Here is a 19,586-nt window from a genome sequence, read left to right on the forward strand (position 1 = left end):
TATTTAACTTGTTATAAGTTGGTATATAGGTATTTAATAGTCTTTTTTTCAATATTTGCTTATCATTGTGAAAAGGGCCTTATTTTGTTTGAAGAAAATGGTACAAAATTTGACGGAGAATTTGAGTTTACAAACGTATTGCTCAAAGACAGTCGAAAATGACTAAGACCTATTCGTATCAATGACTCAATTGTTAGGTCGACATGTTCCTTTTCATTCAATTTAACAAAAATCTACAACTCTTAGACTGGTAAAATGGGGATTCTAAGAAACAAAGGTGGTATAATTAAAGTTCTTTTAATAAACTCAAGATACGAAAGGAATGACTTAATATGGAGCTAGGTTTACAACTGAAAAAATATCGAACTGAGCGGAAATGGACTCAAAAAGAGTTAGCTAGCATTATCAATGTTTCAGATAAAACGATCTCTAGTTGGGAAAATAATCGCTCATATCCCGATATTGCCATGTTGGTTAGCCTTAGTAATACATTTAATATTTCGTTAGATGAATTTATAAAAGGAGATACGGCGATGGTGAAAACAATTGATAGGAACTTAAAACTCAGAAAGGTTTATAAAGTGTGGTTATTATTATTTCTATTTGTCATAGTGACCAGTATTTTGTTTCTCAGTCTTTATCAAAATAAAAATCAATGGGTAGATAGAGTTAATCCGTTGATGGAGATGAAAATAGGTTATACGACATTGCCTAAAGAAGTGACCTATAATAATGGGGAAAGATACAGCCTTATCAAATCTGAAAAGGGTGAACGACAATTTCCAGATGATTATAAGAACATGCTCGTAATTGATGGCCCTTTTGGCGAATTCAGCACGTTAAGCTTTTCTGGCGGTCAGTCTCCCGAGGGACAAAACTATGCCATGGTCCAGCATAAGGGGCTATATGTTAGAAGAATTTCTTTTATTTCTTGGGAATCTATTCCAGGTATCATTAGGGATAAAATGAACAAAGAATACGTAGAAATACCCAGACATGAGGGATCTGTTGAGAGCAAGTAGTTTGATTGGAAGGTAACGTTCTTAGGGCAGTGCTAAAAGGGGAAAGACGTAACTGGTAAGAGGCTGTTGAGCCGAATGAGAGAAGGTAAAAGCAAATATGAAGGTTGCGCTTATCTGAAGGCAACCTTCATATTTACTTTATTCAACTTGCGCGAGCTACCACGATCAGATTAACTGCGTCGTTCACACAAGTCTGTAATGTAATTCGTTCACCGCCGCCAGTTCCGATGATGTCATCAGCGTAGCTTTGACCATCGGCAATGCCAGTGGCGTAGTCATCTACCTGAAAGAGTTGGTCAACCGTATAGTAAGTTGGTGTGCCACTGCCGTCAGTGACGATTATTTGGCTACCAGTACTTAGTGAGAAGAGCACATTAAAAATCCCTGGGTTATGACCAATAAAATGCGTATTAGCCCCGTCATTTCCAGACTGAACAGCAGCACCTCCCCATGTGGCAATCATATTGGGATTGCTGTCAATCACTTGTTGGCCACTACTTTGGCCTGCATTTTGATAGGGAATCGCAAGTCCTCCAATATACATGGTATAAGGTGCCCAAGTTGTTTCAGCAACAGTTGCTACTTGGGGTTCTTCGACGATTTGTTCGGCGGCTTCTTCGTAAATGGGTTCTTCAGCAGTTGCAACCTCGTCAATTATGGGTTGTTCGTCACTAACGGCTTCTGCTTTTTCAGGTGCATTAACTTGAACGACAATTGTTTTAGAAGTTTTGTTGTGAGCGGCATCTTCAGCCGTAATGATGACATTGTGTGAGCCTATTTTCTGGTTAGAAAAGTCGCTGGCAGTTAGCTTGACGGCCTTATCAACATTGTCAGTAGCAGTGACTCCATCAAGAACATTGATGGACTCCCCTTGAGTGATAACCCAATCCTTTTGCCCGCTAATGACAGGTGGTTCACTGTCTTTTTTTTCAGTGATAACTGTTTCTTTTTGGACTTCCTTGGCTGTTAATTCTTTGTTTTGGATATAGGACAAAGTTCCGGCAAGGCTCATGACAATTACTAAGGATACACCGCTAATAAGAATGTTTTTTTTCATCGTAAATCCCTCCACAAATAGTTAATGGTGACATTTTTTTGTCGACAAAAAATAGCAATCACATTTTTTACAAGACTATAATAATAAAAATTTGAAAAAATGTGAAGCGTTATTTTTAGAACTTTTTGTGAAATTTTTTAGAAAAAGAAGAGATGATACAGGTTACCAACTATATCGGTTCTGTTAAACAGTTGCTTAATGTTGTTCGCATCGAGTGTTGCTTCTTAAAGAATTTTCAATCGAGTTAAGAACCTGTTAAACTGTGGAGAGAAGAGCAAAAGGGAGCGAGTGGGTGAAATTAGCAGAAGAGGTTAATTTATTAGAAAATCCTCGAATCATCATGAGGTTAAATGTGGCGTCGTTAGCCGTATGCATTGGAATTTTTGTCAGTTATTGGCTGTTGGACGTGTCAATTAGGTTTGAATTTTCGTTGTTAGGGTTTGTGATATTTATCTTAGTCATGATGTTATCCTTTGCTTTACACGAAGTCATTCATGGCTTGTTCTTTTGGTTGTTTAATAAACAACAAAAAGTTAAGTATGGATACAAGAACGGTATGCTGTATGCTACGTCACCAGGTTCCTTTTATACTAAAAAGGCGTTTTTAATCATTGCCTTAGGGCCATTTATTGGGTTGACTCTTTTATATTTGGCGATCGGATTAGTTTATCCGAGTGTGGCTTACCAGCTTTTTGCGATCCATACGGCAGGGTGTGTGGGTGATTTCTATTATGTTTATTTATTGGCTAAGAAGCCAAAAAAGGTATGGGTTGAAGATACTGAAGTGGGAATCAGTTTTTATTATCAAACGGAAGGCGGTCAGTAGATGGAATGGTTTACTCTGGAACGACTTGATCAGCAGACGGTCGCAATTAGTGAGTATGGTCATTGGGAAAAGGTTCGTTCTTTTTTATTAATGGGACAGAAAGAGGCGCTGCTAATTGATACGGGACTGGGAATTGGTTCGATTAAAGACGTGGTCGAGGGCTTAACAGATCTACCTATAAGAGTCGTCTTAACCCACGTTCACTGGGATCACATTGGCGGGGTAGGTGAATTTGATAATTGTAATGTTCATCCTTTAGATCAGGAGTGGTTGGAGCAGGGGATTCCTGTTTGGGACACTGTCAGTGTTCGCAAAGAATTAATGAGGGAGTTATCCCAACCATTGCCAGCTGATTTTGATATCAGTCGTTTTGAGTTGTTTAAAGGGTGTCCCACGGGACATTTGTTAGATAGTATGGAGATTGATTTAGGTGGGCGAAAGGTTTGTGTGATTCACACACCAGGGCACTCTCCAGGTCATGTCTCATTTATTGATACGAATGGTTATCTCTTTCCAGGAGATTGTTTGTATAGCTCAGAAACACCCATTTATGGAAATTATCCTTCAACTAGCCCTCAAGACTTGGTGAGATCATTGGAAAAATTAGCCAATCTACCAGGCATTCAGCGAATTTTTGGTTCTCATAATCAGTTAGAGATCTGGGTGAGTTCCCAAGAGTTACGAGATAGTGTTACCTATCTGAGAGAGAACGACTTAGTGAGGCACGGAACGGGCCTTCATCAGTTTAGAGCCTTTCGTTTACTTTTTTAGTCAGAAGACCAGGAGATGATAGAGATGAATATTGATATACGCAAAATTTCAGAGAGTAACCAACAAGATATTTTCCTGCCAAATGAGCCTTTTGAATTACGGGGAAGGTTAATTGTCTCCCGCGTAGCTGAAAAATGGCATTATCGAAAAGAACTGATGACGCCGGTTGAAATGATTTTTCCAGATGAAACTTATGATTATGGCAAGTTGACGGCTAAAGGTTTTGTTTTAGGTGCATACTTGGAATCAACCTGTGTGGGTTTGGCAATCATGGAAGATGACTGGATGAAACACATGTATTTGGCAGATTTGAAAGTCAGTCAACTAGCACGGAGATTAGGTGTTGGGCAAAAGTTGATTGCGGAGGCTTTTCGCTTGGCGAAGGAACGGAACTATCAAGGAATTTATACGATTGGACAGGATAATAATTTGAACGCCTGTGAATTTTATTTGAAAGTTGGATTTGAAATAGGTGGCTTAAACACTCGGGGCTATCAGTACACAGCGCAAGAGGAAAAGTCGGATATTTATTTTTATTTGAGTTAACCAAGAACGTGAGTCTCGTGTCATATCACTGGACTCACGTTTTTTTATGGCTAATTAGTTTAATTTCCGTGAGATTACGGCTTTGCCGCCCACTAAAACTTGCGTTAAACGGCGTTCTGTGGCGGTCACTTTAACAAATATTTGGCCGGTTTTGTCTAAAGCGAGGCGCCCTTGCTTAAATTCATAAGTGGTATCGCCGGTTGCTTGAGTTTCTTGAAACAAATAGCAAGCCAAGGCGCCATTTGATGTACCTGTAGCGTATTCTTCATCAATGCCAACATAAGGGGCGAAGTTGCGACAGTTGATAGGTCGTTGGTTGTCTTCGAAAGCGAAGACATGATAGCCGATAATATCTAGTTCTTCAGATATTTTGCTAATCGCTTTGAAATCTGGTCTGATTTTCTCCAGTAACTCGCTGTTCTTAAGAGGGATTATTAAATCCTTTAAGCCTGTCGAGACAATTTTTAACGGATAGTCGTTAGCGAAATCTGTCACAACTAACCCTAACGAGTTGGCAACTTGTTGGTTGTTTGGTTGGTCGTTAAAAAAATCGGCATAGTTTGTTCCATAAAGACCATGTTGTCTTGAGAAATCGTAACGCCTAAATTACCTGCTAAGGTTTCGATCATCAGCGTGCCAGCTGCCAGTTTTGCCAGTTGTTTTAAGAGGCTGAAGGCAGCAATTGTGGCATGACCACATAAAGAGACTTCGGCTAATGGTGTAAAATAGCGTAAGTGGAACTTTCTTTCATTTGTTCTTTTGACAAAGGCCGTTTCTGAATAGCCTAAGTCAGCGGCTATCATTTGCATCTCCGCAGTTGACAGCTCTTCCTCTGGCGCCAACAATCTTACACCAGCAAGGTCGCCACCATGGCCGTTATAAGTAAAACTGCGAACTTCGTATAAAGTTGTCATAGGCTCCCCCTTTTTAATTAAATAATGGATTAAATCGAGTCGTAAAGCGTCATGCTAGGAACAATTTGTTTATGGACAAAAGGTGCCGATGGATAGGCGGTTCTGTCTAGTAAAGTGTCGACTGCTAGTTCCCCCATGAAGGTTAAATCAGTGGCTACATTGGTGATTTTTGGCTGTGACATGCGAGTGAATTCCGTATTGTCAAAACAAATAATCGCAATATCCTTAGGGATGATTAGACCTTTGGATTGGAGATAGGAATTCAGCATGAAGGCGAGCCCTGAGTTGGCACAAAACCAAGCATCTGGTTGGGTTTTTAGTTGATTTAACTTTGTAAATAAAGCGCCTTGGCTCTCCTCAATTTCGGTAATGATAAACTCTGAAGCAAAGGGCAATGAAAAATGTTCGAGAGCACGTTTGAAGCCACGGTAACGCTCTAAATAGCTAGGTGAAAAGGTAATGTCACCGATAAAACCGATTGTCTGGTACTGATGTTCATGCAACAGGGCAACAGCGGAAAAGACCCCGTCTGTATTTTTCGTCAAAATGGCATCGGCTGCTAGCAATGGGTCGTGATGATCAACGATGACGGTTGGTAACTGACTGTCAATCAATTTTTTGATGTAACGGTTGTCGCTGTGTGAAAGGACGATAATCCCGTCATAAAGAGCCAGGTCGACGGGAATCGTCAGTGTTTCAATATGTTCCTGCCGTATTTCCTGAATAGTTAATTGCCCATTCAGGTCACTGCATTTATCTTGGATACTTTTAACAATCTCCCCGAAAAAACTGGTTTGTGACAGGGCGAACTCGGTAGCAAACAAAATAAAGTGTTGCTTGGTCGCCCGTTCTTCATAATGATAGCCCAGTGATGCAGCAGCTGCTATTACCTCTTTTTTAGTGGCGTCACTGACACCTTTTTTATTTCGTAAGGCTTGGGATACTGAATTTTTGGAAATGCCTAAGTGATCTGCGATATCTTGCATCGTTACTTTAGCCAATGGATTCACCTCATGTAATTTTTGTCAGTCATTATAACTCCCATTGTAATGTAAAGATACCAGAGAACACAAGCCGGAAAGTCTGGAAATTAGGTATTTAACATTACAAAAAAATGACAAACTACCTGTAATGAAAGGTCTAGATCGTTTAATTAAGTGAAATAGCATCAAAAAAAACATCGTTAATCACTGGTTCTCTGATTTTTTGTGATATAAAATCTCTAATCTGTTTTGTAATTATTTGTAATCATAATTAATAATTAATTATATTGTTGACAATCGTAATGGCAGGTGCTAAAATTTTGGGTGTAAGATAGAAACCGTTTACTTAAATAGGAGGGTCAAGAATATGAAACGAATGAAATGGCTAATTGGTTTGTCAACAGCGTTGTTGTGTGGAGCGCTACTAACTGGTTGCGGCACTAAAAAAGAAACTAATACCGATACCGATGGTAAAACAAAAGTAACTTTTTGGGCAGCACCTAATCCTACTCAATTAAAGTATTGGGAAGAAATGGCAACTGAATTTGGTAAAAGTCAGTCAGATATTGTGGTGGAAGTCTCTCAAATGAAGGAGAGTCCATCATCTGAAGCAACGATTCAGTCGGCGATTGCTTCAAAGACGGCACCGACATTATCTGAAAATATCAACCGAAGTTTTGCGGCGCAGTTAGCTGCCAGTGAGGCAATCTTACCGATTGATGAGCAAAAAGGATTTGATGATATTGTTAAAGGACGAAACATGACCAAAACAATTGACAGTTGGCAGTTTTCAGATGGCGAACAATTTGTTCTCCCGGTTTATTCTAACCCGATTCTATTTGCATGGAATTTAGAATTACTGAAGGAGTTAGGTTACAATGAGCCACCGAAAACCTATTCTGAGTTGTTGGAAGTCGGCAAAAAGTTAAAAGACAAACATCCAGATAAAGTGATGTGGGCCAAAAAAGATTTAGCGGACCCAACGGCGTGGATGCGCTGGTTTGATTTCTTCCCATTGTACAATGGTGCTAGTGAAGGTAGTAGTTTTGTTGAGGCTAACAAGGTATCGGCCGATGATCAGGCAGTCGAAGATGTGTTAACGCTAGTCAGTAAGTTGCAAAAAGAAGACTTATTGTTGACGGGTGAATCAACGGATCCCTTTGAAAATAGTATTAGTTTGATGGCTGATTTAGGCCCATGGACCTTCCCGAACTGGGCGGAAAAGTATCCAGAGCTGACTTATGGGGAAAGTTATACCATTGCAACGCCTGTCGTTCCCGATCGATTAAAAGCGGCTGAAACGGTTTCTACCTATGCGGATGCCAAAGGGATTGTCATGTATGCCCAAGCTGGCGAAAAAGAACAAGCAGCAGCGATGAAGTTCCTGAAATTTGTTTACGGAGATGAGACTCACGATGCGAAGTTCCTTGAAGTGACAAGTTTAATTCCTGCTCGTGACGATGCAACAGAAAATGCTGCTTTTAAAGAGTATTTTGAGGCTCATCCGGAGATGGCTGCTTACGCAGAGAACGTGCCATACGCAGTTCCAGCCATGGATAATGAATTGTACAATGACATCCAGCAAACATTTGGCGAACAGACGTGGGTACCTGTCATTCGTGGGGAAAAAGCACCGGCAAAAGCTTGGAGTGAGGGTAAAAAAGCGATTGAAGGAGTGCTTCCTTAATGAAGAAGCAAAACAATAAATTGGGCTGGTTATTTACCAGTCCTTATCTCATTTTTACGTTGATTTTTTTCCTATTGCCTTTATTCTGGTCAGTTTGGTTGGCTGTGACTGACTGGAATATGATCTCTCCCAGGATTAATTTTGTGGGGCCGGATAATTTTATTGCGGCCTTTAAGAACCCCGCCATTCAAGCGGCCTTTGTGGTGACGTATAAGTTTTTATTAGTATTTGTGCCCTTAGCTTTAGCAATGTCCATGATGATTGCCTTATTGGTCAATAGCTTGCCTAAGTTAAAGGGGCTTTATATGGTGGCCTTTTTCCTGCCTTATTTGTCGAGTGGAGTAGTGACTTCTTTGATTGTCAAAGGTCTTTTATCCTATAACGGTCCGTTGAACACCTTCCTGCGAGAGCAGTGGGGAATGAACATTGATTGGTTAGGTAATCCTGCGACCTCAATTTTTATTGTTTCCTTAATGATTGCTTGGAAAATGTCAGGTTATTACGGCCTAATTTTAATATCGGGTCTAGCCAGTATTAATCAGGAAATCTATGAAGCGGCCGCCATTGATGGAGCTTCAAAATGGACAACTTTTTGGAAGATAACCTTTCCGATGCTTTATCCTGCCTTTTTCACCGTCACTGTTTTGGCAGTGGGGATTAGTTTTGGTATCTTTACTGAAGTTTATCAGTTAACAGGAGGAGGACCTAATTTTGCTACTAATACCTGGCAAATGGAGATTTACAATCAAGCCTTTGTCAATTTAAAATCGGGTTATGCGTCGGCGATTGCTTTAATGGCTGCGGTGGTGACGTTTGCTTCGATTGGTGTGATTCGAACGATGTTAGAGAAATGGGGGGAACGAAATGGTTGGTCATAAACTGAGTAAAAAGAGTCTTGTTTTACGTTATGGTCTCACGACTGCCGTAATGTTAATCATGATTTTTCCGTTTATTTATCTGGTGATGCATTCTTTTGCTGACTGGGATCAGGTTGATCGTCAAATTATTCCCTCATCCTTTAGTTTGCGTTCATGGACGTGGTTGTTTGGCGATTCGTCGACTTCAGCCAATGCCCCATGGTTAGGTGCCTTTATCAACACGATTATTGTGGCAACCATTGCCACTTTTCTGATGTTGGGTTTTGCTTTAATGGTGGCCTATGCCCTTGCGAAAATTGAATTTAAAGGCAAAAAAATGGTTAATAATGTTATTCTTTTTCAAATGTTTTTCCCGGCGATTATCTTATTGATTCCGCAATTTTTAATGGTGACAAAAGTTGGGTTGTTGGATTCTTATGCAGGGATGATTATTCCAACCGCTCTCAGTCTTTGGGCGATCTTTATGTACACGAACTTTTTTAAAGCCATCCCCGATACGTTAATTGAGGCCGCAAAATTAGATGGGGCAAATGATTTAACGATTTTATTTAAAATCGTTTTGCCAATGTCACGCTCAATTACGACAGTGATTTTCCTCTTTTTATACACGGATCGCTGGACTAATCTTTTGTGGGACATGATTGTTTCGAAGAGTGATGAGACCGTCACATTAAATGTCTTAATTTCTCAAATGTTTGGCCCCTATGCCACGTATCCAGGTCCGATGTATGCCGCCTCGGTGGTGTTAACCTTACCTTTAATTGTTTTATTTTTACTTTTTTCAAAACAATTCCAAAAGGGTATGCAATTTACCTTGAAATAACACCTATTTATTGGGTTGTGTATGTTAGATGATGTAGCTAGTAAGCCAATTTTATGGCTGGCTTATAAAATTTTAGAGAGCAGGAACTTAAATGACTATATACCGTTACAAAGAAAATCCGCTGATAACCCCCATAGATGTACCGCCGTTACATGAGGGATTTGAGGTGATTGGCGCATTTAATGCGGGTGTTGCCAAATATAAGAATGAGACTATCTTGCTATTGCGGGTGGCTGAACGTCCTGTTAGTAAGGATTCCCAAGTAATTAAGGCACCTGTCTATGACTGCCAGACTGAAAAGATAGTGATTCACCGTTTTAATCGCAGTGATAAGACCTATGATTTTGAAGACCCACGAATGATTCGGTCTAAGGATAAAATGGATGGTTTTTCTTTCTTAACCTCTTTATCCTATATCCGAATTGCCCGAAGTCAGGATGGTCATACCTTTACGATTGATGATCAAGCCTTTCTTTATCCTTCAAATCGTTACCAAACCTATGGGGTAGAAGATGCTCGCTGTACTCAAATAGGCGATGATTATTACATTAATTTTAGTTCTGTCTCTGAAATGGGGGTCTGTGATTCTCTAGTTGTGACGAAAGACTTTGTTACCTATCAAGATAAAGGAAATATTTTCGCTCCTGAAAATAAAGATGTGTTGCTTTTCCCAGAAAAGATCAATGGGAAATACTACGCTCTTCATCGCCCGTCTTTAAAAAGTATCGGTAACTACGATATTTGGATCGCCTCCTCACCAGATATCGAAGCATGGGGTAACCACCATCACTTATTAGGCGTTCGCCCAGAGAAGTGGGACAGTGGTCGAATAGGCGGTGGCCTAGTCCCCATCAAAACCGCTAAAGGATGGTTGGAAATTTACCATGGGGCAACGGCAGAGCATCGTTACTGTATGGGAGCTGTTCTCCTGGATATAGATGATCCAACAATCGTATTGGCTCGAACCGAAACGCCGATTATGGAACCAGAGGAGGATTATGAGAAAAAAGGTTTCTTTGGCGATGTGGTATTTGGTTGTGGTGGCATTCTTGAAGGGGATACTTTGATTATGTATTATGGTGTTGCCGATACCTCTATGGCTGGCTGCGAAATCAAAATTTCAGATATTCTGGCTCAGCTTGAAGCAGAGAGTAACAGGTAAGCAGATAACTTATAGCAGATAATCGTTAAAAAATATGGGTGGGACTTTTTGTCCTATCCTGTTTTTTTGATATAATAACTCAAAAGGGGACTGACTAATGAGCTATCCCAACACATTTATTGTAGTCTCAGAGGACACAAAGGCCGAAAAAGGGTTGGTGCCACCAACTAAAGTGACACTCACCATCGTGCAACTGCAATTTGAGATGATTAGTGGGGTTCCTTATACGTATACATAAGCAGACCTTGATTTTGCTTGTCATGTAAATAAGCAGAGGTTAGTGTTCTCTGATGAAGCACACCGTCAGGCAGAGTGGCAGCAGTTTTTTGCAAAACCTAATGCTTGTTTACAGACCTCACCATTAGTCAAAACCTATGGCTGGTGAATTCATTACGATAAAGAAGGCAAGCTAATGATCTATGGAAGGGAGACGCCTGATTACCAGCAGCTGTCTCAAAAGGAACACATTGAAAAAGGCATGCGTGTTGCCCGATTTTTTGTATAGTGAGTATAAAGAGAGAAAGAGGGGCATATAATGACATCACATGAGACTTATTTAACACGTTGCATCGAGCTTTCTCAACAAGCCCGAGATCATGGAAATACACCTTTTGGCGCGTTATTGGTGAATCAGCATGGGGAGATAATTTTGGAACAGGAGAACATTGAAATTACCGAAAAAGTCTGTACGGGACATGCTGAAACCACCTTGGTTCAACGAGCCTCACACTTGTACAGTAAAGAAGAACTGGCTTCCTGTCTTCTTTATACGACAGCGGAACCTTGTGCCATGTGTACAGGAGCCATTTATTGGTCCAATGTAGGGACAATTGTTTATGGCATGACCGAAAAACGTTTATTGGCTTTAACAGGTGACGATGACCAAAATCCAACCTTCGATTTACCATGTCGTGAGGTTCTGGCACGAGGCCAGAAAGAGGTGACGGTGATTGGGCCTTTTCCGGAACTTGAATTGGCGATTGCCGCAGTTCATCAAGGGTATTGGGGATAAAGATCATCAAGAAAGAGTAAGCTGATTTGGGAAATTAATAGTCAAGGTCAAAGATGAGAGAGTTGATTATGGGCAGCAAAAGCCACTGCCATGAATTTGATGGCAGTGGCTTAGGGTGAGATTGATGGATCTCTCATGGCAGCCATTTTTGGGCATCCCGTAGTGCTTCAATCGTTTTACGGAATTTCATTAGAATGTAAAGAAAAAAATTATTAGGTTAATAGGTTGTTCAAAAAAGGAGGAATCTGATGAAAAAAACGTGTGTATGGTTGGTAGGACTTGTCATGTTGGTTTTATTAGTTGGATGCAGTCGTAAAGTCGTGAGCACTGATACATCTGAATCAACAGAAACCATTAGCAATGAGGATTATCGAGAGAGTTTGTTAGAATCGTGGAAAAAGGATGGGCTGATTACAAGTGAGCGTGAGTTGGCTTTAAGGGATATTGAGGAAGGATACCGCGACTTATATGCGAAAGCCAAAAAAATCAGAGCTTTCGATGTTGAAAAAGAACAGGGTGGGATTCAAAATAGCTTTTCTAACGATATGAAAGGCGGTTTATTGGTGGAATTTAATTCTTTTTTTGACATGGCAGAGATGATTGACAAAGGGAGTAACCTTGTCCATTTTGATGATTTAGGGGTAAATACGAATGATGTGGCGCCTGTTTTTTATTCAAACAATGACCGCTTTTTTGCTTTACAGCTGAACAAAGAGGTTAGCGAAGGAAAGCTATCGCAATTTAAAGACTCACTTTTTTTTGACGATCCCTTGGTAATTACAGACTGGCAATTGGTTGCTAGTGTGACGGGTGAATGGTCTGGAGCAGAAGGGCTTATTCAAATTGATCAAAAAGGTGGTTATCTGTATCTTGATACGTTGTTATTGGAAATTAAGTCAACAAAAGATCAGATGGTATACACTCATGAGGTATCTGATAAAAAATCTCTTTATCAGATGGTGGTAACCGATAAAGGGTTAACCATCTTACCAAGTTATAAGATCGAACAAAAGGAAGGGGAAAGGATTACTGGCGGAGATTTGGCGCCGATTGAGCTAGTCCGAAATGACAACGACAAGATGACCATAAAAAAAATGTTAGGTGATTGGCAGTCGGTAGAAGATGATTACCCAGCATATTTACGTGTCCGGGCGACGGATGATATAAATGCTGTGGATGTTTATGTCACACAAACCAGTGAAGGGCCGTTAGGTGAAGCCGACAGGTTAACCTTGGAGCTAGAGCCTCATGAAAACCTCACTTTTTTAAATGAGGAGCAGTCATTGAGATATGTGTTCAGTTACTATGAAAAGGAGCAGTGGATTTTTTATAGTGGAACCACAAATCCGGAAGCGACAGGTACGGCGCGTCCTTATATTCTTGAGCGGAGCAGCCTAACAACGGATTGATATGCCCAAAAATCAAAGAGGTGATAAACTTTAGGCTTAAGTTTATCACCTCTTTTTATATTTTGCTCTTCAACAGAAAAGTAGTGTTAAGGAATAGTTAATGACATTTTGTATTTGTTAAGAGTCAGCCGACAGTATTTTTGAATAAAATGTTTTGATGCCTGTTGTCCTAGGTCTTTCAATTTTTGCAGATAACTCGTCTAAGAAAACTTTGGCTTTTCGTTTGATTAAATGCGACCGAGATCTGATGATATATGACGAAAAAAAACAGCTAAAAGACACTGATTGTCTTCTAGCTGGATTTTCTCGTTCTGAAGTTAAGTGATATTACGGCTATTACAGTGTGTTTCTAGAAGGACTAAATTAGATTCAGTTCATGACTTCATCACGCAAGATGCCGTATTTAACCGAATCGTAATAGGTGTTATGCCAAAATCGAACTTGACGAATCACCCCTTCTTTGGTCATGCCGCTCTTTTCACCAATTTTTTGCATGCCTATATTTCCAGACCAAGTAGTAAAACCAATATGTGGTAAAGCGGGATGTTGTTGAAATAACTCTTTGATCCAAAGAGACAAGGCAACATGCCCAAGCCCTTTCCCCCAGTTGTGAGAGTCGTAAATTAAGATGCCAATTTCAAGCCATTGCTTAAGCTGCCCGTCTTCCCAATAAGCGGTGACCATACCGACAGTTTGATTGTCAACCATAATCAATTTTCGGTGTGGATTATCAATGGAATCCTTGCCAAAACCGGTAGAGAACTCTTCCCAGCTTAAAATCGGGTCTTCGAAATATGGTCCGTCGTACTCTTTCCATGTTAAATCTGCAGAGGGACCATAACTAATCTCCCATACATGCTGTAAATTTTGTTCTTTAATTTCTTTTAAATAAATGCTTGTCATAAAAAATCTCCTAAGTATGATTTAGTCGATCCTTTTTATTTTAGACCTCAAACCCTCCATCGACTAGTGTGTGTATTTGGTCTATTAATTGTTTAGACATTCGAATCACTCCTCTTGTTTTTAGCTATCCTTATTGTACCATAGGAAAATGAAACCGTTTGTTTATTGGTGGGGTAAATGTGATAAAATTAGTTATTATGTCAGGAGGAAAGCTTAGTGAAAAAAATAATAAAAGAATACGGTGCAACATTGGCAATCGTAATGGTTGTTATCTTAATTAATTTATTTGTGATATCACCTGTGAAAGTCTCAGGGAGTTCGATGGCCCCAACCTTAAGTGATAAGCAGTATATGTACCAGTTAAAAATGGAAAAAATCAATCGATTGGATATTGTGACATTTCATGCGCCAGATGAAGGTAAGGTATACATTAAACGTGTTATAGGTTTACCGGGGGATGTAATTGAGTATCATAAGGGTGATATGAGGGTTAATGGTCAGAAACTGATTGAGGATTATATTCTAGAAGCGTCAGCTGAAGAGTACAGTGTAATCGTACCAGAAGATCACTATTTTGTTTTAGGTGATAATCGGAATAATTCAACCGACAGCAGAATTATTGGCTGTGTTCCTAAGTCTAGTATTATCGGCATTGCTCATGCGATTGAATGGTGATGTAACCATTCAAAAGTATGATGGGAAGCTAGCCCAATGTATAAAATGGATATGAGTTGAATATGATTGTGGATAATGATAATTAGACAGGGTTAACGTGTTTTGGTAAGGGGGATCATGACATAGGATGAATGATGAAAATAGATTAAAAATCAGACGAACAGCCATAAGCATCAAACTAATACCAACAATTCAAATCCTTTGACATAACAAGTAAACCTTGTTATGCTGTGAAAGTAATAGTGATATTACACAACTAAATAGAACTTACCATCACAAAGGGGTGCCTGAAAAGGCTGAGATTAAGCGCAAGCTTGGACCCTTCGAACCTGATTGAGTTGATACTTACGTAGGGATTGTGATGGAGTGGAATCTAACTATTCTGCTCCTCCTTTGATGTATGGCTTTTGTTCTATACAAAAAAAGGAGGAGTTTTTTTTATGACGTCAAAACGTTTATTAGTTTGGATTGAAGGAGCAGTTGTCGCAGCCTTGGCAATTGTCTTATCGCTGATCCCCACGGGGATTGGTACTAGTTTTTCAGTATCTCTAGGCATGATTCCCTTGACGATTTACGCCATGCGTCGTGGCACGTTACCAGGAATCTACGCAGGTCTGATTTGGGGGTTGCTGCATTTTTTGACAGGACAAGTCTATTTCTTAAGTGTGAGTCAGGTGTTGATTGAGTATTTACTGGCCTTTACGTTTGCTGGGTTTGCGGGTCTTTATCATGGTAAAATAGCCCAATCCGTAAAAGAGGGGAATCAACGCAACTTGTTGGGCTATATTGTGGCAGCAACCTTCGTTGGCAGTCTTGCCCGCTATTTCTGGCACTTTGTGGCTGGGGTAGTATTCTGGGGTGCTTATGCATTTGGTGGAATGAGTCCTTTTGTTTTCTCATTAGTGATGAATGGTGCTAGTGGGTTGGCAACCGCGGTTGTAACAGCGCTTGTTGCAGTAGGAATTGCTAGCAAGTTCCCACAGTTGTACTTAGCTGATGAGAAAATTTCACCAGTTAATCAAGAAAAATAATTACAAAGAAAAGACCTTTCCCTGGTTTTGAGGGAAAGGTCTTTTGTTACTCAGAAAATTGTGAATCATGGAGTTTACGATAGAAGCCATCCTCTTTTTTCAGCAAGTCATCGTGACTGCCAATTTCGACAATTTGCCCATTATCCATCACGAGAATCGTATCGGCTTCACGAATGGTTGATAAACGATGGGCGATAACGAAACTGGTTTTACCGGTCATCATTTTTAAGAAAGCCGCTTGAATCGTTTGTTCTGTCAGCGTATCAACGGAGCTAGTGGCTTCGTCGAGAATCAACATCGGCGGTTCGGAAATCATCGTGCGGGCAATGGTCAACAGTTGACGTTGTCCTTCTGAAATCTTAATTCCAGCACTGCCAATTACCGTGTTATAGCCTTGTGGTAATTTTTTGATGAAGGAATGAATATTAGCCGACTTTGTGGCGGCAATAATCTCGTCCTCTTTGGCATCAGGTCGTCCAAAGGTCAGGTTCTCACGGATGGAACCATCAAAGAGCCAAGTGTCTTGTAAGACCATCCCAAAGGCTTGACGCAACGAATCACGGGTGTAAGCTGTGATGGCGTGGCCATCAATTTCGATGGCCCCTTCATTAATGTCATAGAAACGCATTAGCAAGTTGACTAAAGTTGATTTTCCGGCACCGGTTTTCCCAACAATCGCCACTGTTTCCCCTGGTTTGACATCCAGATTGAGCCCGTGAATCAGAGGTTTATCAGGAACATAGGAAAAGGCCACATTTTTAAAACGGATAGCTCCTTTAGCTTGATTTAAGACGATAGCGTCAGGGCGATCAGCCGCTTCAGGGGTTTCATCAATGATATTAAAGGTTCGTTCTAAACCTGCCAAGGCCGTTTGAATTTGAGTGGTAATCCCTGATAGTTCAATAAATGGTTTTGAAAATTGACTGGAATAAATCGTAAAGCTGGAAATCATTCCCACGCTGAGATTCCCCGTTCCTTTTAAGGCAATCAAGCCACCAACTAAGCCGATGAAGACATAAGCTAAGTGGTCAATAAAACGGCTTAATGGGTTAGTCAAAGAAGAGGCAAATTGGGCTTTTTGACCGACAATCAACAGGCGATCGTTTAAGCTTTCAAAGGTGTCCTGAGATTCTTGCTCATGTTGGAAGGCTTTGACGATCTTTTGATTGCCAATTACTTCATTAACGAAGCCGGAAATCTCACCGACAATCCGTTGCTGTTCAGAGAAACGCTTTTGACTGGTGTGAGCAACAACCCAAGTAACCAAAAAAATTAAAGGCGTTGCCACTAAAACCACGACGGTCAAAACAGGGCTGAGAAACAACATCGACAATAAGGAGATGACAACGATCGTCATGCCAGAAAAAAGCGTGTTGAAAATAGCCACACAGGCTTCGGAAACAAAGTCCAAATCATTGGTAAATCGACTGATGATGTTCCCGTGAGCCGTTTGATCATAATAATTAATCGGCAACGTATTTAAGTGATTAAAGGTGTCTTTTCGCAATTCAGCAACGGCTTTGTAAGACATGCGGTTGCCCAGTAATTGAACCAGCCATTGTGAGACCGTGGCGACGATCAAAATTCCAGCTAATAAAAGTAAGATCCGCGTTAGAGTGGTAAAATCAACCTGCCCTTTGCCGAGCATGGTATCGATTCCTTTCCCCGTAAAGTAAGTCATGACGACAGTGGCAGTGCCGCCACTAATCCCTAATAAAAGAGCCCCGCTAATTTCAAGTTTATATACGCTTAAGTAAGGCAAGAAGCGTTTAAAAGGAGATGGATTTATGTGTTTATTTCGCATTTAGGCCTCCTCCTTTTCTTGCTGTGACGCCACAATTTCTTGGTAAACATCAGAATGTGCCATTAAGTGATCATGAGTACCAAGGCCGACTTGTTTGCCGTCTTCCAGCACTAAAATTTTAGCTGCCTGTTGAACAGAACTGACTCGCTGAGACACAATAATTAGACTGGTATCAGTTAAATCCCGCTGAAGGGCTTGGCGCAATTCCAAATCTGTCTGATAATCTAGGGCACTTAAGGAATCGTCTAAAATTAAAAAGGCGGGCTTTTTAATGAGAGCTCGAGCAATCGTTAATCGTTGACGCTGACCACCTGAAAAGTTTTTGCCACTTTCCATAACAGGGGTATCCAGTTGTTCCGTTAAGTCTTTGACAAACTCATAAGATTGTGATGTTCGTAAGGCCTGCCAACAGTCTTCATCGGTGGCATCAGGTTTCCCCCACTGTAAATTGTCGCGAATCGTACCAGTGAAGAGCACGCTAGTCTGGGGAACGACTCCAATTTTATTGCGTAAGTCATCTAGCCCGTAGTTTTTAACATTATGACCCAAAACGTTAACACTGCCTGTAGAGACATCGTAAAATCGGGGAATCAGTTGGGTTAAAGTGCTTTTACCACTTCCCGTCGGTCCGATAATCCCCAGCATCTCACCTTTTTCCAAGGAAAAGCTGATATTTTCGAGAGCCAGACCACTTTTGTCACTGTAGCGGAAGCTAACGTCTTGGAAGTTTAGTCGATTAAGCGAGCTTGGAGCAAGTGCTAATTGCCCTTGATCATGAATGCTGACATTCGTATGAAAGACCTCGTTAACACGACCAGCAGAAGCAGAGGCACGAGTGAAAATCACCACTAAGTTGGAAACGACAATTAAGGCCAACAGCATTTGAATCAGATAATTAATCAGAGCCAGAACTTCTCCTTGACCCATGGCGCCAGTATTGACATTAATGCCACCGAAATACAATAAGGCAACAATTGAAACGTTCATAATAAAGGTGGTGGCAGGATTGAGTAAAGCCGAGATATTTGCCACTCGCGTATAAGCTTTGGCTAAATCGTCGCTTGTGTCCGCCATTTTATGACGTTCTTTATCCTTTTGTGCAAAAGCTCGAATCACTCGAACCCCACTTAAATTTTCTTGAATAACCTGATTAAGGTGATCCAGTTTTTCTTGGACTTTTTTATAGAGAGGCACTGTCTTTTTCATCATAAAAAAGAGAATCAAACAAAAAACGGGTAGAGAAAAAACAAAGACCAAGGCCATTTTAGGATTGATATAGAAAGCCATAACGACAGAGCCGATACTTAAAAATGGCGCTCGAATCACCAACCTAATTAACATCGCTAATGCTAGCTGAAGCTGATTGATGTCGCTGGTCATGCGGGTAATCAACGTCGCAGTCCCAAAATCATTCAGTTCTTTATGAGATAACGTGTTGATTTTTTTCATCAATTGGTTCCGCAGCTCAGTACCAAACCCTTGTGAGGCAATCGAGGCGTAATATTGACAGATCATGACGCAGATTAAGCCGATCACCGACATGATAATCATTGTCGCAGCTGTTTTAATCACATAATTAGGGTCGTTTTTAGCAATCCCATTATCAATTAGACGAGCCATATATATGGGCAATAATAACTCAAAAACCGCTTCTAAAAATTTGAAAATCGGTCCAAGGATTACTTCCTTGCGGTATTTCTTGGTGTACTTAAGTAATGAAACCATTAAAATCCTCCCAACAGTTGGTGATGCAATTAACTACTGACAATAATGTCAATAAATTTTCATGAAAAAGGTTATATGTTGATTATTATACACGAAGTCAGTTATTTTTAAAGGGCTGAGAACTGGTCAGCTGTTTCTTAGGCTTGCGTAATTATTCACGACAGTCTCCGTTTGTTTTGGTACAATGGAATAAAATGAAAGGAGAGGCCTAATTTTTTAGATTATGTGCCATTCCTAAGGTCCCTCGTTGTTTAAAAAAATAAAGAACAACGTCGTTAAAGCCAAAGAATGACAGCTAGCGTTTTAATGGGGAGAACGACAGGTTACCATCCTAACGTTTCGAGCCCGTCAGTTTTTA

General features: G+C 40.4%; 17 protein-coding genes, 2 pseudogenes and 1 riboswitch. Of the genes and pseudogenes, 13 read left to right on the forward strand and 6 right to left on the reverse strand.

The window, feature by feature from the left end; genetic code table 11:
* The first annotated feature begins 332 nt into the window (after positions 1-332).
* Positions 333-1,022, forward strand: a complete 690-nt coding sequence (locus I6N95_RS23685) for a helix-turn-helix domain-containing protein (protein WP_209532068.1) — start codon at positions 333-335, stop codon at positions 1,020-1,022.
* Positions 1,023-1,164: 142 nt separating this feature from the next.
* On the opposite strand, the gene I6N95_RS23690 is transcribed toward I6N95_RS23685, so the two are convergent.
* Complete coding sequence (locus tag I6N95_RS23690) at positions 1,165-2,079, reverse strand: class F sortase (RefSeq protein ID WP_245249846.1); 915 nt, start codon at positions 2,077-2,079, stop codon at positions 1,165-1,167.
* Between the two features lie 292 nt (positions 2,080-2,371).
* Here I6N95_RS23690 and I6N95_RS23695 point away from each other — a divergent pair, with 292 nt between their 5' ends.
* The 3 genes from I6N95_RS23695 to I6N95_RS23705 are packed head-to-tail and all read left to right on the forward strand — an operon-like array spanning position 2,372 to position 4,222.
* A complete protein-coding gene (locus I6N95_RS23695) occupies positions 2,372-2,905 on the forward strand; it encodes a DUF3267 domain-containing protein (RefSeq protein ID WP_209532070.1) in 534 nt (177 codons plus the stop codon).
* Positions 2,906-3,676 (forward strand): MBL fold metallo-hydrolase, encoded by a 771-nt coding sequence (locus I6N95_RS23700; protein WP_209532072.1) that lies wholly within the window; start codon positions 2,906-2,908, stop codon positions 3,674-3,676.
* 24 nt (positions 3,677-3,700) lie between these two features.
* The gene (locus I6N95_RS23705) at positions 3,701-4,222 is read left to right on the forward strand and encodes a GNAT family N-acetyltransferase (RefSeq protein ID WP_245249847.1); all 522 of its coding nucleotides are present in this window, start codon (positions 3,701-3,703) and stop codon (positions 4,220-4,222) included.
* A 54-nt stretch (positions 4,223-4,276) separates the two neighbouring features.
* Here I6N95_RS23705 and I6N95_RS27870 read toward each other — a convergent pair.
* A pseudogene (locus I6N95_RS27870) lies at positions 4,277-5,073 on the reverse strand (PhzF family phenazine biosynthesis protein); the annotation flags it as partial.
* 92 nt (positions 5,074-5,165) lie between these two features.
* On the reverse strand, positions 5,166-6,146 hold the full coding sequence (locus I6N95_RS23715; RefSeq protein ID WP_347340600.1) for a LacI family DNA-binding transcriptional regulator: 981 nt from the start codon (positions 6,144-6,146) through the stop codon (positions 5,166-5,168).
* A 340-nt stretch (positions 6,147-6,486) separates the two neighbouring features.
* On the opposite strand from I6N95_RS23715, the gene I6N95_RS23720 reads away from it, so the two are divergent.
* The 7 genes and pseudogenes from I6N95_RS23720 (at position 6,487) to I6N95_RS23750 (ending at position 13,090) form a co-directional block, all read left to right on the forward strand.
* Positions 6,487-7,806: an ABC transporter substrate-binding protein gene (locus I6N95_RS23720; RefSeq protein WP_209532079.1), complete on the forward strand. Its 1,320-nt coding sequence runs from the start codon at positions 6,487-6,489 to the stop codon at positions 7,804-7,806.
* Complete coding sequence (locus I6N95_RS23725) at positions 7,806-8,684, forward strand: carbohydrate ABC transporter permease (RefSeq protein ID WP_209532080.1); 879 nt, start codon at positions 7,806-7,808, stop codon at positions 8,682-8,684. Before I6N95_RS23720 ends, I6N95_RS23725 begins: the two co-directional genes overlap by 1 nt.
* The gene (locus tag I6N95_RS23730; RefSeq protein ID WP_209532082.1) at positions 8,671-9,507 is read left to right on the forward strand and encodes a carbohydrate ABC transporter permease; all 837 of its coding nucleotides are present in this window, start codon (positions 8,671-8,673) and stop codon (positions 9,505-9,507) included. The genes I6N95_RS23725 and I6N95_RS23730 overlap by 14 nt, the downstream gene beginning before the upstream one ends.
* Before the next feature lie 91 nt (positions 9,508-9,598).
* Entirely contained in the window at positions 9,599-10,669 is a 1,071-nt protein-coding gene (locus tag I6N95_RS23735; protein WP_209532084.1) for a BtaManbiosPhlase, read from the forward strand.
* Between the two features lie 97 nt (positions 10,670-10,766).
* Positions 10,767-11,054, forward strand: a pseudogene (locus I6N95_RS27255) (DUF6157 family protein).
* A 150-nt stretch (positions 11,055-11,204) separates the two neighbouring features.
* Positions 11,205-11,681, forward strand: a complete 477-nt coding sequence (locus I6N95_RS23745; protein ID WP_209532088.1) for a nucleoside deaminase — start codon at positions 11,205-11,207, stop codon at positions 11,679-11,681.
* 248 nt (positions 11,682-11,929) lie between these two features.
* Entirely contained in the window at positions 11,930-13,090 is a 1,161-nt protein-coding gene (locus tag I6N95_RS23750; RefSeq protein ID WP_209532090.1) for a hypothetical protein, read from the forward strand.
* Between the two features lie 369 nt (positions 13,091-13,459).
* On the opposite strand, the gene I6N95_RS23755 is transcribed toward I6N95_RS23750, so the two are convergent.
* Positions 13,460-13,993, reverse strand: a complete 534-nt coding sequence (locus I6N95_RS23755; RefSeq protein ID WP_209532092.1) for a GNAT family N-acetyltransferase — start codon at positions 13,991-13,993, stop codon at positions 13,460-13,462.
* A 216-nt stretch (positions 13,994-14,209) separates the two neighbouring features.
* Here I6N95_RS23755 and lepB point away from each other — a divergent pair, with 216 nt between their 5' ends.
* Together lepB and thiT are read left to right on the forward strand one after the other, a co-directional pair.
* Entirely contained in the window at positions 14,210-14,668 is a 459-nt protein-coding gene (lepB, locus tag I6N95_RS23760; RefSeq protein ID WP_347340601.1) for a signal peptidase I, read from the forward strand.
* A gap of 269 nt (positions 14,669-14,937) precedes the next feature.
* Positions 14,938-15,041, forward strand: a riboswitch (TPP riboswitch).
* A gap of 67 nt (positions 15,042-15,108) precedes the next feature.
* Complete coding sequence (gene thiT, locus I6N95_RS23765; protein WP_209532094.1) at positions 15,109-15,699, forward strand: energy-coupled thiamine transporter ThiT; 591 nt, start codon at positions 15,109-15,111, stop codon at positions 15,697-15,699.
* A 46-nt stretch (positions 15,700-15,745) separates the two neighbouring features.
* Here the strand turns inward: thiT and I6N95_RS23770 are convergent, their stop codons facing one another.
* Both I6N95_RS23770 and I6N95_RS23775 read right to left on the reverse strand, forming a co-directional pair.
* The gene (locus tag I6N95_RS23770; RefSeq protein ID WP_209532096.1) at positions 15,746-17,503 is read right to left on the reverse strand and encodes an ABC transporter ATP-binding protein; all 1,758 of its coding nucleotides are present in this window, start codon (positions 17,501-17,503) and stop codon (positions 15,746-15,748) included.
* Entirely contained in the window at positions 17,504-19,228 is a 1,725-nt protein-coding gene (locus I6N95_RS23775; RefSeq protein WP_209532098.1) for an ABC transporter ATP-binding protein, read from the reverse strand.
* Positions 19,229-19,586 lie beyond the last annotated feature (358 nt).

It is taken from the genome of Vagococcus allomyrinae (assembly GCF_017829975.1).
Lineage (GTDB): Bacteria > Bacillota > Bacilli > Lactobacillales > Vagococcaceae > Vagococcus_D > Vagococcus_D allomyrinae.

What these genes read in the sequence shown, in the direction of transcription:
- I6N95_RS23685 (WP_209532068.1), top strand. Translation starts at nt 333, where the DNA reads ATGGAGCTAGGTTTACAACTGAAAAAATATCGAACTGAGCGGAAATGG.
- I6N95_RS23690 (WP_245249846.1), bottom strand. Translation starts at nt 2,079, where the DNA reads ATGAAAAAAAACATTCTTATTAGCGGTGTATCCTTAGTAATTGTCATG.
- I6N95_RS23700 (WP_209532072.1), top strand. Translation starts at nt 2,906, where the DNA reads ATGGAATGGTTTACTCTGGAACGACTTGATCAGCAGACGGTCGCAATT.
- I6N95_RS23705 (WP_245249847.1), top strand. Translation starts at nt 3,701, where the DNA reads ATGAATATTGATATACGCAAAATTTCAGAGAGTAACCAACAAGATATT.
- I6N95_RS23720 (WP_209532079.1), top strand. Translation starts at nt 6,487, where the DNA reads ATGAAACGAATGAAATGGCTAATTGGTTTGTCAACAGCGTTGTTGTGT.
- I6N95_RS23725 (WP_209532080.1), top strand. Translation starts at nt 7,806, where the DNA reads ATGAAGAAGCAAAACAATAAATTGGGCTGGTTATTTACCAGTCCTTAT.
- I6N95_RS23730 (WP_209532082.1), top strand. Translation starts at nt 8,671, where the DNA reads ATGGTTGGTCATAAACTGAGTAAAAAGAGTCTTGTTTTACGTTATGGT.
- I6N95_RS23735 (WP_209532084.1), top strand. Translation starts at nt 9,599, where the DNA reads ATGACTATATACCGTTACAAAGAAAATCCGCTGATAACCCCCATAGAT.
- I6N95_RS23745 (WP_209532088.1), top strand. Translation starts at nt 11,205, where the DNA reads ATGACATCACATGAGACTTATTTAACACGTTGCATCGAGCTTTCTCAA.
- I6N95_RS23750 (WP_209532090.1), top strand. Translation starts at nt 11,930, where the DNA reads ATGAAAAAAACGTGTGTATGGTTGGTAGGACTTGTCATGTTGGTTTTA.
- I6N95_RS23755 (WP_209532092.1), bottom strand. Translation starts at nt 13,993, where the DNA reads ATGACAAGCATTTATTTAAAAGAAATTAAAGAACAAAATTTACAGCAT.
- thiT (WP_209532094.1), top strand. Translation starts at nt 15,109, where the DNA reads ATGACGTCAAAACGTTTATTAGTTTGGATTGAAGGAGCAGTTGTCGCA.
- I6N95_RS23770 (WP_209532096.1), bottom strand. Translation starts at nt 17,503, where the DNA reads ATGCGAAATAAACACATAAATCCATCTCCTTTTAAACGCTTCTTGCCT.
- I6N95_RS23775 (WP_209532098.1), bottom strand. Translation starts at nt 19,228, where the DNA reads ATGGTTTCATTACTTAAGTACACCAAGAAATACCGCAAGGAAGTAATC.